Origin of the sequence: Azospirillum agricola (genome assembly GCF_020005195.1) — a bacterium.
Lineage (GTDB): Bacteria > Pseudomonadota > Alphaproteobacteria > Azospirillales > Azospirillaceae > Azospirillum > Azospirillum agricola.
Window position 1 is genome coordinate 446166 of the sequence record NZ_JAIFZR010000001.1, and the last position, 14279, is coordinate 460444.

Below are 14279 nucleotides of genomic sequence, written 5' to 3' on the forward strand. Positions count from 1 at the left end.
ACCGCCTTCACAGGGTGCTGAGGTCGGGGAAGGGGCGCACCGGGTCGCGGCCGTCCCAGTCGATCGAGGCGTTGCGGATCAGGTCGAACATCTTGCCCTTCGGACCGGCGACCTCGGACAGCTCGATCACCGTGCCGGGGTGGTATTCGGTGTCGAAATAGACGAAGCGGCCCTTCTCGCCGACCTCGCCGCTCATCACCGGCTTGAAGCCCTGCCCGGTCAGGCGGGCCAGATCGGCGTCGTAGTCCTGCGTCCAGTAGGCGACGTGCTGGAGGCCCGTGTTCCCGGCCTTCAGGAAGTCGCGGTACATCGACGGCGCGTCGTTGCGGGTCTGGATCAGCTCCATCTGCAACGGGCCGGAGTTGGCCAGCGCCACCGAATTGTGAACCTCGTGGGATTCGCCCCGGTAGGTGTAGTTCCGGATCGGAACCCGCTCGTTGTAGAACCAGGGACCGATGCCGAGCGTGCGGCTCCAATAGTCCATGGCGGCCTCGATGTCGTGCACCACGTAGCCAGCCTGACGGATCTGGCCGAAGAATCGGCTCATCGTGAACTCCCGAATACTGAGTTGCGTGTTTGGGGCCGGCGGCTCAGCGAGCCAGGAAGCCGGTGGAGATCCAGGGGATGGCGGCGACCACGACCAGCCCGACCAGCAATGCCGCGACGTAGCCCCAGATGTGCTTCAGGCCCTCGTCGGGGTGCACCTTGCTGATGGCGCAGGCGCCGTAGTAGCCGACGCCGAAGGGCGGGGCGAACAGGCCGATGCCCATGGCGAAGATGACGACCATCGCGTAATGCACCTCGTGCACGCCGGCGGCGCGAGCGATGGGGAACAGCAGCGGGCCGAACAGCACGATGGCCGGGATGCCCTCCAGCACGCTGCCGAGGATGATGAAGGCGACGATGGAGATGGCGAGGAAGCCGTAGGCGCCGCCCGGAATGCCGGCCATCCACGCCGCGAGATCCTGCGAGAAGCCCGACTGGGTGAGGCCCCAGGCCATCGCGGTGGCGCAGCCGACGATGAAGATGATGGCGCCGGTCAGCGAGGCGGTCTCGATCAGCATCGGCTTCAGCCGGCGCCAGTCGAACTGCCGGTAGACCAGCAGGCCCATGACGGTGGAATAGGCGATGCCGATGGTCGACACCTCGGTCGCCGTCGCGACACCCTCGACCACCGCCGCGCGGATGACGAAGGGCAAGGCGATGGCGGGCAGCGCGATGGCGGCGAGCTTGGCGATCTCGGCCTTCGGCGTGCGGGGAACGTGGGTCAGATCCTCATGCCGGTAGCGCCACCAGACGACGGCGCACAGCGCCGCCCCCAGGACGACGCCCGGCAGCATGCCGCCGGTGAACAGCGCCGCGATGGAGACGCCGGTCACCGACCCGATGGTGATCAGCACGATGCTGGGCGGGATGGTCTCGGTCTGCGCGCCGGTGGCCGACAGCAGCGCCACCAGATCGCCCGGGGGGGCGCCGCGCTTCTTCATCTCCGGGAACAGCACCGGGGCGATGGCCGCCATGTCGGCGATCTTCGAGCCGGAGATACCGGAGACGAGGTACATCGCGCCGATCAGCACGTAGGACAGGCCGCCGCGCACATGACCCAAGAGGCTAGCGAGGAAGGCGATCATGGCGCGGGCCATGCCGGTCATCTCGATCAGCAGGCCGAGGAAGACGAAGAGCGGCACCGCCAGCAGGATCAGGTGCGACATGCCCTCGTCGAGCCGGCCGACCATGACCAGCAGCGGCGTGGTGGTGGTCAGCGCCAGATAGCCGAAGGTGGCGAGCGCGAAGGAGAAGGCGATCGGCACCCCGGCGAAGACGTTCACCGCGACCAGACCGACGAAGAAGATCAGCAGGTTGGCCTGCCCCAACGGCTTCAGGAACGGCCCGGCGAACCAGAAGCTGGCGACCACGGCGGCGGTCAGCGCCGTCGCCGCCAGCACCGTCGCCGGCCGGCCGATGCGGACCAGACGGAACAGCGCGGCGATCATCATCAGCGCCAGCCCCGCGGGGAGCGCCGAGGCGCGCCACGCGTTGCTGATCTCCAGCGCCGGGGTGACGATGAACTGCTCCTCCACCGCGTAATCGACGGCGTGGTAGAGGATCATGCCGAGGAAGGCGACCGGGGCGGTGATCGCCAGCGTTTCCAGCAGCGCGCGCGGCTGCGGACCGACCCGGCTGACCAGACCGGTCATCCGCATGTGCTCGCCCCGGCGCAGCGCCACCACCGCGCCCAGCATCGACAGCCAGAGGAACAGGATCGAGGCCAGCTCGTCCGACCACACCAGGGGCGTGTGGAAGACGTAGCGGGCGGTGACGCCGGCCAGCAGGACGACGATCTCGACCAGCACCAGAAGCCCCGCCACCAGCTCCACCCCGACCGACAGGCCGCGGTCGAAGCGGCCGGCCAGATCAGCGACGGTGCCGCCGCCCCGGTCGGCGTAGAGGGAAACGGGGTCGGAGGCGGGATGCGACATGGGAGGCTCCTTCATCGGTGCGGGCAGCGGTGCGGGAGGAAAAAAGCGGCGGTCAGGCGAGCTTGCCGACCGCTTCCTCCAGCAGGCCCCAGGCCTCGTCGCCGAAGCGGCCCTTCCATTCCGAATAGAAGCCGGCGTCGCGCAGCTTGGCGCGGAAGCTGTCGGGCGACGGCTGGTTGAAGGCGAGGCCCTTCGCGGTCAGGTCGGCCTGCACCGACTGGTTCAGCGCCTTGATGTCGCCGCGCTGGGCGACGCCCGCGTCGTTGATGGCGTTGGAGACGATGGTCTGCAGGTCCGGCGGCAGGCCCTTCCAGCTGCGGCCGTTGGCGATGAACCAGAAGCCGTCCCAGATGTGGTTGCTGAGCGCGCAGTTCTTCTGCACCTCGTACAGCTTGGCGACCTGGATGATGGGGAGCGGGTTTTCCTGCGCGTCGACGATGCGGGTCTGCAACGAGGAATAGACCTCGCTGAACTGGAGGCTGGCCGGGGCCGCCGACAGCGCCTTGAACATGGCGATGCTGAGCGGGCTGACCGGCACGCGGATCTTCAGACCGTCCATGTCGGCGGCGCTCTCGATCGGCTTGCCGCTGGTGGTCATCTGGCGGAAGCCGTTGTCCCACATCTTTTCAAAAGCGTGCAGGCCGACCTTGGAAATGGCGGCGCGGACATGGGCGCCCAGCTTGCCGTCCATCGCCTTCCACACCTGATCGTAATCGGCGAAGGCGAAGCCGACCGCGTTGATCGCGGCGACCGGCACCAGCGTGGCGATGACCAGGGCCGAGGGCGTGAAGAAGGTCAGGCCGCCGCTGCGCACCTGGCTCAGCATGTCGGTGTCGCCGCCGAGCTGGTTGTTGGGGAAGATCTTGATGACGACGCGGCCCTTGGATTCCGCCTCGACGCGGGCGGCGGCCTCCTGGGCGCGGACGTTCAGCGGATGGGTCAGCGGCAGGTTGTTGCCGTACTTCAGCTCATACTCGGCCGCGCGGGCGACGAGCGGCATGCCGATCACCGCACCGGCGGAGCCGATGGCGGGGGTGGCGGCCAGCGCCTTCAGCATGGTGCGGCGGGTCAAACTGGTCATCGTCGATCCTCCCTTGCGTTTTTGATGTGATCTGATGTCAATTGATGATTGTTGGTCGGACGGTAGGTCCAGCCGACACCAGTGTCAAACGACAAAGATGATGGTTTTTGATGGTCAGGACGATGGTGGACGACAATGGTCGGGACGCGCCGCCGGACGGCGCCGAAGAGCAGCGCGGCCTGCCGCGCATCGCCGACATCGCCCGCCTGTCGGGGGTGTCCACCGCCACGGTGGACCGCGTGCTGAACCAGCGGCCGGGGGTGCGCGCCGCCACCGTGCAGCGCGTGCTGAAGGCCGCCGCCGAACTGGACTATCTGCCGGAGGAGGAACTGCACGCGGCGCTGGCGCCCAAGCCGATGCGGCTGGCCTTCCTGCTGCCGGCCGGCGACAACCGCTTCCTCAACCGTCTGGGCGAGACGATCCGCGCCTCCGACGCCCGGCTGGCGCCGCAGGGCGTGCGCGCCCAGGTCGAGTTCATCAAGAGCTTCAACCCCGACCTTCTGGCCCGCAGCCTGTTCCAGCACGGCCGCAAGGCCGACGGCGTCGCCTTCATGGCGCTGGAGCATCCGGCGGTGCGCGAGGCGGTGGATGCGCTGGCCGAGCGCGGCGTGCCGGCGGTGACGCTGATCTCCGACATCCTGAACTGCCGGCGCGCCGGCTATGTCGGGCTCGACAACCGGGCGGCCGGGCGGACCGCCGGCTACCTGATTTCCCGTTTCCTCGGCCATGGCCCGGCCAAGGTGGCGATGATCGCCGGCAGTCTGAGCTACCGCGCCCACGAGGACCGCGAGATGGGCTTCCTGCATTTCCTGAAGGAGAACGCCCCCAACGTCGAGGTCGTCGGCCTGCGCGAGGGGCACGACGAGGACGGCAAGACCTACCGCCAGACCCGGATGCTGCTGGGCCTGCACCCCGATCTGGCCGGGGTCTACAACATCGGCGGCGGGCCGGAGGGGGTGGCGCGCGCGCTGAAGGAGACGCGGCGCGAGCGCGAGATCGTCTTCCTCGGCCACGGCCTGACGCCGGAGACCCGCAGCCTGCTGATCGACGGCACGCTGGACGCGGTGATCACCCAGGATCCGCGCCACACGCTGGCGGCCTGCGTGACGATCTTCGGCAATCTGCGGGCCGGGCGCCCGCCGATGCAGGGCGTCGAGACGCCGCGCGGCGAGGTGATCTTCCGCGAGAACCTGCCGCAGGGGCTGCTGCCCGATTCCTGATCCGCTTCAGGCACCCACCAGCAGGCCAGGGGAGGCGTGCAGACGGGCGGCGTCGCGCATCGGCGGCTCGCCGAACAGCCGGCGGTACTCCCGGCTGAACTGCGACGGGCTGTCGTAGCCGACGTTGAAGCCGGCGGTCGCCGCGTCGGCCGTCCGGCCGAGGATCTGCCGGCGGGCCTCCTGGAGCCGGAGCTGCTTCTGGTACTGGAGCGGGCTCATCGCCGTCACCGCCTTGAAATGCTGATGCAGCGCCGACCGGCTCATCCGCGCCTCGGCGGTCACGGCGTCGATGCTGAAGGGCGCGGCGTAGTTGCGCTTGATCCAGGCGATGGCGCGGTTGACCTGCTGGAGCCGGCTGTCCGCCTGGGCGATCTGGCGCAGCCTGCCCGCCTGCGCGCCGATCAGCAGCCGGTAGAGGATCTCCCGCTCCGCCAGCGGCGCCAGGACCGCGGCGTCGCGCGGGTTGTCGAGCAGCCGCAGCAGCCGCGCCGCCGCATCGAGCAGTTCCGGCGTGACCGGACTCAGCGACAGACCGGGCGCCGCCGCCTCGCGGCCGTCCGCATGGCGGTCGCCGGCGGCGCGACCGTCCAGCCCGGCCTCCATCATCAGGGCGCCCAGCGTCGCCGGGTCGAGGTCGAGGCGCAGGCACAGGTAGGGCCGCTCGGGCGACGCCTCCACCACCTGCCCGACGACCGGCAGATCCACCGACACCACGAGATACTGCGCCGCGTCGTAGAAAAGGACGCGCTCGCCCAGCATCACCTGCTTGCGTCCCTGCGCGACGATGCACAGCGCCGGCTCGTGCAGCGTGTGCAGCGGCTCGGTCGGCCGCGAGGAGCGGATCAGCACGACGCGCGGCAGGGCGGTGGCGTGGACGCCGTCCTCCCCGGCGTATCGTTCAATCAGCGCCGCCAGCGGTGCCGCCAGCCTGTCCGGAACCATCATGGCCTTCCCCCGTCATCGTCGGGTTTGGAGGATAGCGCCCGCCGGCCGCGCCGCAACAGCCGCGATCCATCCACCCCTCCGCTTTGGAGGATCGTGCAAAAGAGAAGGAGGTCTGGTCTACCGCCGCCGCCGCCGGTCCGGTCATGGTTGGCCTCGTTCCGGACGCCGGTGCGGCGCCCATCTCCAAGCGGAAAGGATCACCCCCATGACCTCCCCCCTCTCCTCCCCCCTGCTCGCCGGCAAGGTCGTCGCCATCACCGGCGCCAGCAGCGGCATCGGCGAGGCCACCGCGCGGCTGCTCGCCGCCAACGGCGCCCATGTGGTGCTGGGCGCCCGCCGGCTCGACCGCCTCCAGGCCGTCGCCGATTCCATCACCGGGGCCGGCGGCAGCGTCCGCGTCCGGACGCTCGACGTCACCGACCGGGCCGACATGGACGCCTTCGTCAACGCCGCCCGCGACGGCTTCGGCCGGCTCGACGTGATGGTCAACAACGCCGGGGTCATGCCGCTGTCGCCGCTGTCCGCTTTGAAGCTCGACGAATGGGACCGGATGATCGACGTGAACATCCGCGGCGTCCTCCACGGCATCGCCTCGGCCCTGCCGATCATGGAGGCGCAGGGCTTCGGCCAGTTCGTCAACCTGTCCTCCATCGGCGGGCACGCGGTCTACCCGACAGCCGCCGTCTACTGCGCGACGAAATACGCGGTGCGGGCGATCTCCGACGGGCTGCGGCAGGAGACCGACCGCATCCGCGTCACCGTGGTGTCGCCGGGCACCACCGAATCCGAGCTGGCGGACACGATCACCGACCCCGGCAGCCGCGAGGGCATGAAGGATTTCCGGCGGATCTGCATCCCGGCCGACGCCATCGCGCGGGCCGTGCTGTACGCCGTGTCGCAGCCGGCCGAGGTGGACGTCAGCGAGCTGATCGTCCGCCCGACCGCCAGCCCCTACTGAGCCCGGTACGGGAACGGCCGCGGGAAGAGGGGTTGCCAAAGCCCCCCTCCCCACCCGATCCTGCGCCCCCGGCCCGGCTCAACCCCGGCCGGTCCGCGCAGCGAGGGAGAGCACCGCCGGCATGGACAGCGTCACCGACCCCACCCGCCCGACCGCCAATCCCCTGTCCGTCTTCGACGCGGTCGCCGGGCGGCGCAGCGTCCGCGCCTTCACCGCCGCCCCGGTCCCGCGGGAGACGGTGGAGCGCATCCTCGATCTGGCCGCCCGCGCGCCCAGCGGCTCCAACATCCAGCCCTGGAAGGTGTACGCCGTCGCCGGGGCCGCGCGCGCGGCGCTGTCGGCCGAATTGCTCGCCGACCACGAGGCCGGCGTCCCGGAGGAACCCGAATACGCCTATTATCCCGAGAGCTGGAAGGAGCCCTACCTTGCCCGCCGCCGGAAGGTGGGGTGGGATCTCTATGGCGCGCTCGGCATCGCCAAGGGCGACCGCGAGCGCATGGCCCGCCAGCACGGCCGCAACTGGGACCTCTTCGGCGCGCCGGTCGGGCTGTTCTTCACCATCGACCGCGTCATGGGCAAGGGCGGCTGGCTCGACCTCGGCATGTTCATGCAGAACGTGATGATCGTCGCGCGCGGCTTCGGTCTGGAGACCTGTCCGCAGGCCGCCTTCTGCTACCGCCACGCCATCGTGCGGCGGCATCTCGCCCTGCCCGACACGGAGATCCTGGCTTGCGGCATGGCGCTCGGCCACGCCGACTGGTCGGCGCCGGAGAACAACTTCGCGACGGAACGCGAGCCGGCGGGCGGCTTCACCCGCTTCGTCGGATTCTGACCGCTACGCGCGGCCGAGCAGCGCCGGAACCGCCGAGGAGAGCAGCGCCACGCCGGAGGCGGTGAGAAGCACCAGCACGATCCTGCGGAAGGCCGCCTCGGTGATGCCGATGTAGAGCCGGGCGCCGAGGATCGTCGGGATCACCATGGCCGGCGCCATGACGGCGAACATCGGCAGCATCCGGGCGGTCAGCGTGCCGGTCGCGGCGTAGGCGGCCATGGTGACGGCCAGCGTCGCCAGATTGAAGTTCTGGATCACGCCGCGCTGGGTGTCCTTGCCCAGCCCGCGCAGGCTGCACCACAGCGTGGGGACCACCCCGGTGAAGCCGCCGACCCCGCCCATCACGCCGCCGATCAGCCCCACCACGCCATCCGCCAACCGGCCGCCGGCGCGGATCGGCGGAAGCCGCCGCGCAAAGAGCATGACGGGACACCACAGCACCAGCAGCGTGCCGAGCCCCAGCTTGAACAGCCGGGCGTCCAGCGACGGCAACAGCATGACGCCGAGTGGAATCCCGACCACCCCGCCCAGCAGGAACGGCAGCAGCGTCCCGAGGTCGTAGGCCCGGCGGACGGACAGCGCCGCGATCACCTGCCCGGTCAGCCCGCCGAACACGGCGAGCACCGCCGCGAGCTGCGGCTCGACCGTCCAGGCCCAGACCGACATGGCGACCATGCTGAAGGCGAAGCCGGACAGCCCCTGCACGAATCCGGCGAGGACGGCTCCGAGCGCGATGCTCCACAACACGGGATCCATCAGGAAACCGTCAGCCAGGAAACCGTCAGCCGGAAGATTGTCCGCCGGGATGCCATCGGGCGCCGTTCCATCCGTTTTCCGGCGGACACCCTAATCGGTTCCGGGGGCGGCGGACAAGCCGCCCTTTCCATTGCCGCCTCTTGCGCCGCCACCGCCCCGGCCCAATGTCTGGCCCGGATGCACGACCGCAGGGAGAGCGCCGCCATGCCCGCAACCCGGACCGGACTCCTCGTCGCCCTGGCGGCCACCGCCGCCTTCGCCGTTCCCGCCGCCGCCCATCACGGATGGGGCGGCTACGACGCCGACAGGACGCTGACCCTGACCGGCACGGTCGAGCAGTTCGCGTTCCGCAACCCGCACGCCATGCTGAACCTCCAGGCGGACGGCACGCTGTGGCATGTGGTGCTGGCCCCGCCCGGCCGCATGACGGCGCGCGGCCTGCCGGACGGCGCGGTCAAGCCCGGCCAGACCGTCACCGTCGTCGGCTACCCGAGCAAGTCCGAGCCGGCCGAACTGCGCGCCGAGCGCATCACGGCCGGCGGGCAGACCGTCGAGCTGCGCTGATGGACCACGACCAGGGCCCCGTCGGGCCGGGTTGGCTCGTCGCCCTGGAAGGTTCCGGGCTTGGCGACGGCCTGCGCCAGTCCCTCTGGCTCTACCCGCTGGTCGAGGTCGCGCACATCCTGGGCTTCGCGCTTCTGGTCGGGTCGATCGTCGCCTTCGACTTCCGGCTGATGGGCGCGCGCGCCTTTCTGCCGGCCGCTGGACTGTCGCGCCTTCTCCTGCCGGTGGCGGTGACCGGATTCGCGCTGGCGGTTCCGACCGGGGTCCTTCTCTTCGTCACCGAGGCGACCAGCCTGTGGAGGAACCCAGCTTTCCTGGCGAAGATGGCGCTCCTGCTCCTGGCGCTTGCCAACATCGCCGCCTTCCACCGGGGGGCCGGCCGCGACATCGCCGCCTGGGGCGGCGGGCGGCCCTCGCCGGCAGCGCGCTTCGCCGGGGCCGCCTCGCTGGTTCTGTGGATCGCGGTGCTGACCTGCGGACGGCTGATCGCCTATGTGTGACGGGTGTGACGGGTGACGGGCGATGTCCCCCGGCCTATTCCGCCGGAACCTCGCGCTCCAGCTCCTCCAGCCAGACGCGGGCGTTGCCGTCGGACGGCGCCCGCCAGTCGCCGCGCGGCGACAGCGAGCCGCCGCCCGACACCTTCGGCCCGTTCGGCATGGCCGAGCGCTTGAACTGGCTGAAGCCGAAGAAGCGGCGCAGGAACACCCGCATCCAGTCGCGGATCTCCGCCGGCCCGTAGCCGCGCCGCTTGTCCTGCGGGTGGCCGGCCGGCCAGTCGCCCTTGGCCGGGTCGCTCCAGGCGTGGCGGGCCAGGAAGGCGATCTTCGACGGGCGGAAACCGTGGCGCAGCACATAGAACAGGGTGAAGTCCTGAAGCTCGTACGGGCCGACCACGGATTCGGAGCTTTGGATCGCCTGCCCCTCCGCCGCCGGCACCAGCTCGGGCGAGATCTCCGTGCTCAGGATCGAGTCCAGCGTGTCGAGCACCTCCGGCTGGAACTGGCCGGAGCGGATGATCCAGCGGATCAGGTACTGGATCAGCGTCTTCGGCACGCCGGCGTTGACGTTGTAGTGCGACATCTGGTCGCCGACGCCGTAGGTGCACCAGCCGAGCGCCAGCTCCGACAGGTCGCCGGTGCCGAGCACGATGCCGTTGTGCTGGTTGGCCAGCCGGAACAGGTAATCGGTCCGCAGCCCGGCCTGCACATTCTCGAAGGTGACGTCGTAGACCGGCTCGCCGCGCCCGGCCGGATGCTCCATGTCGGCCAGCATCTGGTTGGCGGCCGGCCGGATGTCGAGTTCGCGGGCGGTGACGCCGAGCGACCGCATCAGCCGCCACGCGTTGCCCTTGGTGCCGGCGCTGGTGCCGAATCCCGGCATGGTGTAGGCGAGGATGGCGGTGCGCGGCAGCCCCAGCCGGTCCATGGCGCGGGCGGCGACGATCAGCGCGTGGGTCGAATCGAGCCCGCCCGAGACGCCGATGACCAGCGTCTGCGCCCGCGCCTCGCGCAGCCGCTGCACCAGCCCGGCGACCTGGATGTTGTAGGCCTCGTAGCAGTCGAGGTCGAGCCGCTCCAGGTTCGCTGGCACGAAGGGGAAGCGCGGCACCACCCGGCGCAGGCCGACGTCCGCCGACGGCGGGTCGAGCCGGAAGGCGACGCGGCGGAAGGCCCCGGTCGCCGCCCCGTGCAGGCGGCGGTTGTCGTCGAAGGTGCCCTGGCGCAGCCGCTCCTGCCGCAGCAGGTCGAGATCGACGTCGGCGACCGCCATCTGGGCGCCGTCGGGAAAGCGGTCGGTCTCGGCCAGCGTCTCGCCGTTCTCGAAGATCGAGGCCTGCCCGTCCCAGGCGAGGTCGGTGGTCGATTCGCCCACCCCGGCCGAGGAATAGAGATAGGCGGCGAGCGCGCGGGCCGACTGCGACTTGGCGAGCAGGCGCCGGGTATCGGCCTTGCCGATGGTGATGTTGCTGGCCGACAGGTTGGCCAGCACGGTGGCCCCGGCCAGCGCCGCCATGCCGCTCGGCGGCACGGCGACCCACAGATCCTCGCAGATCTCGGCGTGGACGACCAAACCTGGCCGGTCCTCGGCGACGAATAGCAGGTCGGGGCCGAAGGGGGCGGACAGCGCGCCGACGCCGATCCGGCCGCCGCCCGTGCCCTCGCCCGAGGCGAAGTGGCGGCGCTCGTAGAACTCCCGGTAGTTGGGCAGATGGATCTTGGGCACCACGCCCAGCAGCCGCCCGCGATGGATCGCCACCGCCGTGTTGTAGATCCGCCCCTCGTGGCGCAGGGGCGCGCCGACCAGCAGCAGCGGCAGCAGGCCGGCCGACGCCTCCACGAGACGCTCCACCGCGCGCTCCACCGCGTCGAGCAGCGGGTCCTGCATCAGCAGGTCGTCGATGGCGTAGCCGGACAGCGCCAGTTCGGGGAACAGGGCGACGGCGACCGCGTCCTCGTGGCAGGCCCGCGCCGAGTCGAGGATCGCATCCGCGTTGGCGTCGGGATCGGCCAGCGTGCAACGCGTCGTGCAGGCGGCCACCCGCGCGAAGCCGTGACGGTAGATCGAGGTGAAGGTCATGACCCGTGTGCCCTGCGCTGCCGGCCCCTGATTGGACCAACACCATAGCAAATATTTGCGTTCCGTCAGGCCCCGCGCGCCGCGCCCGGTCGATGCCCGGTCCACGCCGTCGCGGAAAAGCGTCGCTCTTGCAATCGCCGGACGCGCACCGGCATGATCCGCCGCATCGTCACGAGGATCCGCGATGCGCCCGAAGTCCAGCAACCGTCTGACGCCGGCCGTCGATCTCCAGGCGTTGCTGGTCCGCGCCGTGACGTTGCACCAGAACGGCCGGCTGGCCGAGGCGGCCCCCCTCTATGAGCAGGTGCTGCGGCGCAGTCCCGGACAGGTCGACGCGCTGCATCTTCTGGGCCTGATCCGTGGGCGGAACGGCGACCCGGAGGGCGGCATCGACCTGATCCGCCGGGCGGTGGCGGGCGACGGCGGGCAGCCGGCCTTCCACGCCAGCCTCGCCGGCCTGCTGGAAGGCGCCGGCCGCTGGGCCGAGGCCGCGGACTCCCACGCCGCCGCCGCCCGCCTCGCCCCGCTCGACCCCGACCACCACCGGCGGGAGGGGGCGTCGCGCGCCGAGGCCGGACAGCCCGGCCCGGCGGCGGCGGCCTTCCGACGCCATCTCGCCCTGCTGCCCGGCGAGGCCGGCAGCGCGCTGGGGCTGGGCGACGCGCTCCAGGATCTCGGGCGGCCGCTGTCCGCCGCCGCCTGGTACGGCCGCGCCCTCGCCCTGACACCAGGATCGACGCTGGCCGCCTACAACCGGGGCGTTGCGCTGCGCGACGCCGGGCGTCGGGCCGACGCGCTGGCCGCCTTCCAGGTCGCGGCGCGGACGGCCCCGACCCTGCTCCAGGCGCGCGAGCAGATCCTGACCCTCGGCCACGCCGGCGGCGACCCACGCGTCGCGGCGGCGGGCGGGCGCCCGCTGCTGGCGCTGGTTCCCGACCACGCGGAGGCGGCGAAGATTCTCGGCGCCGCGCTGGCGCGGGCGGCCGGGCCGGCGGCGGACCGCGAGATGGGGGTGCGCTGGCTCGCCCGCGCCGCTGCGCTGCGTCCCGGCGAAGCCGACACGCCGCTGGCGCTGGCGACGGCCCTGCTGGACGACAGGCCCGCCGACGCGGCCGGCTGGTTCCGCCGCGCGCTGGCGCTGGCGCCCGGTTCGGCCACGGCGCTGTCCGGGCTGGGGTTGGCGCTCGCCGCCCAGGGGGCTGGGGACACTGCGCCGCGCGCGGCGCGGCGCGCGGCGCGCGCGGCGCCGGGCGACGCCGACATCGCCGCCAACGCCGGCTCCGTCCTCCACCGGGCCAGGCGAGACGCGGAGGCGGAAGCGTGGTACCGGCAGGCGCTGACGCTGGCCCCCGACAGCGCGATGGGCTGGATCAACAGCGGCGCCCAGCGCCTCGACGGCGGCGCCTTCGAGGAGGCGATCCCGCTCTACGCCCGCGCCCTGGCGCTCGGCGCCGGGCATCACGAGGCGCTGGCCCGTTCCAACCTCGGCGCCGCGCTGATGGCGCTGGGCCGCAACGCCGAGGCGGTGGAGGCGTTCCGCGCCGCGCTGGCGATCCGGCCGGGCGACGCGGCGATCCGCTCCAACCTGCTGTTCTGCCTGTGCTTCGTCGCCGACGCCCCGCCCGACGCGGTGTTCGAGGAGCATCGCCGCTTCGAACGCTTCGTGGCGCCGGTTCCGCTTCCGGAACCCAGCTTCGCCGCGACCGTCCGCGATCCGGAGCGCCGGCTGCGAGTCGGCTACCTGTCGCCGGACTTCCAGCGCTACCCCGGCCCCGGCTATCATTTCCTGCTGCCGCTGGTCGAGCAGCACGACCGCGCGGCGGTCGAGGTGACGTGCTACTACAACGACTGGCGCGAGGACGAGGCCACCGCCCGCTTCAGGGCGGCGGCCGACCGCTGGCGCGGCGTCGCCGGCCTGCCGGACGCCGAGCTGGAGCGCCAAATCCGCGCCGACGGCATCGATCTTCTGGTGGATTGCGGCGGACACATGTCGCGCAACCGCATGCCGCTGTTCCCGCGCCGCCCGGCTCCGCTCCAGCTCAGCCTGCCGCTCTACCCCAACACCACCGGCCTGACGGCGATGGATTACCAGCTCGCCGACCCACGCATCGCCCTGCCCGCCGCCCCCTGTTTCGCCGACGCGCGGCACAGCGAGAAGCTGATCCGCCTGCCGGACTGCGTGCTGTGCTACCGCCCGGCGGACTCGGCCTTCGTTCCGCCGGCCCGCCCGCCGGCCGAGACGGCGGGGGTGTTCACCTTCGCCTCCTTCAACAACGTCACCAAGGTCGACGCCGCGACCATCGCCCTGTGGGCCCGGCTGCTGCGCGCGGCCCCCGAGGCGCGGCTGCTGCTGAAATGGCGCGGGCTGGGCGGCGGCAACGGAAGCGGGCTGGAGCGCCGGCTGCTCGCCGCCTTCGCCGCCGAAGGCGTGGGGGCGGAACGGCTGCTCCTGCGCGGCGTCACCCCCGACCCCTACGAGGATTACGTCCGCGCCGACGTGGCGCTCGACCCGGTCTTCGCCAACGGCGGGACGACGATCTGCGACGCGCTGTGGATGGGGGTGCCGGTGCTGAACCGGGCGGGCGCGGCGACCATCTCGCGCTGGGGCGCCACCCTGCTGCACACGGTCGGGCTCGACGCGCTGGTGACGGAGAGCGACGAGGCGTATCTGGCCCTGGGCGTCCGCCTCGCCACTGACCGCGCCTTCCTGGCGGAGCTGCGGGCGGATCTGCGCGGGCGGGTGGCGGCCTCCCCGCTGATGGACGAGGCCGGCTACGCCCGCGCGGTCGAGGCCGGGTTCCGCGCGGCGTGGCGGCGCTGGTGCGCCGGCCTGCCCCCCGCCGCCATCGACCTGTCCCGGTGA

Annotated in this window: 12 protein-coding genes; 6 read left to right on the top strand and 6 right to left on the bottom strand. The window is 71.7% G+C overall.

What is annotated here, in order from left to right; genetic code table 11:
- Positions 1-7 precede the first annotated feature (7 nt).
- The 3 genes from JN22_RS01875 to JN22_RS01885 are packed head-to-tail and all read right to left on the bottom strand — an operon-like array spanning position 8 to position 3561.
- Complete coding sequence (locus JN22_RS01875; protein ID WP_085552270.1) at positions 8-547, bottom strand: VOC family protein; 540 nt, start codon at positions 545-547, stop codon at positions 8-10.
- A 43-nt stretch (positions 548-590) separates the two neighbouring features.
- Positions 591-2480 carry a TRAP transporter large permease gene (locus JN22_RS01880; protein ID WP_143268106.1) on the bottom strand — a complete coding sequence of 630 codons (1890 nt, stop codon included), beginning with the start codon at positions 2478-2480 and terminating at the stop codon, positions 591-593.
- Positions 2481-2532: 52 nt separating this feature from the next.
- Positions 2533-3561 (bottom strand): TRAP transporter substrate-binding protein, encoded by a 1029-nt coding sequence (locus tag JN22_RS01885; RefSeq protein WP_085552271.1) that lies wholly within the window; start codon positions 3559-3561, stop codon positions 2533-2535.
- A gap of 110 nt (positions 3562-3671) precedes the next feature.
- On the opposite strand from JN22_RS01885, the gene JN22_RS01890 reads away from it, so the two are divergent.
- A complete protein-coding gene (locus JN22_RS01890) occupies positions 3672-4781 on the top strand; it encodes a LacI family DNA-binding transcriptional regulator (protein WP_223677515.1) in 1110 nt (369 codons plus the stop codon).
- A gap of 6 nt (positions 4782-4787) precedes the next feature.
- On the opposite strand, the gene JN22_RS01895 is transcribed toward JN22_RS01890, so the two are convergent.
- Entirely contained in the window at positions 4788-5726 is a 939-nt protein-coding gene (locus JN22_RS01895; RefSeq protein ID WP_179166014.1) for an AraC family transcriptional regulator, read from the bottom strand.
- Between the two features lie 205 nt (positions 5727-5931).
- On the opposite strand from JN22_RS01895, the gene JN22_RS01900 reads away from it, so the two are divergent.
- Together JN22_RS01900 and JN22_RS01905 are read left to right on the top strand one after the other, a co-directional pair.
- On the top strand, positions 5932-6684 hold the full coding sequence (locus JN22_RS01900) for an SDR family oxidoreductase (RefSeq protein ID WP_085552273.1): 753 nt from the start codon (positions 5932-5934) through the stop codon (positions 6682-6684).
- Between the two features lie 121 nt (positions 6685-6805).
- Positions 6806-7516 (top strand): nitroreductase, encoded by a 711-nt coding sequence (locus JN22_RS01905; protein WP_085552274.1) that lies wholly within the window; start codon positions 6806-6808, stop codon positions 7514-7516.
- Between the two features lie 3 nt (positions 7517-7519).
- Here JN22_RS01905 and JN22_RS01910 read toward each other — a convergent pair whose 3' ends face one another.
- Positions 7520-8272 (bottom strand): sulfite exporter TauE/SafE family protein, encoded by a 753-nt coding sequence (locus JN22_RS01910; protein ID WP_085552275.1) that lies wholly within the window; start codon positions 8270-8272, stop codon positions 7520-7522.
- Positions 8273-8476: 204 nt separating this feature from the next.
- Here JN22_RS01910 and JN22_RS01915 point away from each other — a divergent pair, with 204 nt between their 5' ends.
- Positions 8477-8836, top strand: coding sequence for a DUF6152 family protein (locus tag JN22_RS01915; RefSeq protein ID WP_085552276.1), 360 nt, complete (start codon positions 8477-8479; stop codon positions 8834-8836).
- Positions 8836-9336 (top strand): hypothetical protein, encoded by a 501-nt coding sequence (locus JN22_RS01920; RefSeq protein WP_085552277.1) that lies wholly within the window; start codon positions 8836-8838, stop codon positions 9334-9336. The genes JN22_RS01915 and JN22_RS01920 overlap by 1 nt, the downstream gene beginning before the upstream one ends.
- A gap of 34 nt (positions 9337-9370) precedes the next feature.
- Here JN22_RS01920 and JN22_RS01925 read toward each other — a convergent pair whose 3' ends face one another.
- Complete coding sequence (locus JN22_RS01925; RefSeq protein ID WP_085552278.1) at positions 9371-11416, bottom strand: NAD(+) synthase; 2046 nt, start codon at positions 11414-11416, stop codon at positions 9371-9373.
- A 184-nt stretch (positions 11417-11600) separates the two neighbouring features.
- Between JN22_RS01925 and JN22_RS01930 the strand changes: the two genes are divergently transcribed.
- Positions 11601-14279, top strand: a complete 2679-nt coding sequence (locus JN22_RS01930) for an O-linked N-acetylglucosamine transferase family protein (RefSeq protein WP_085552279.1) — start codon at positions 11601-11603, stop codon at positions 14277-14279.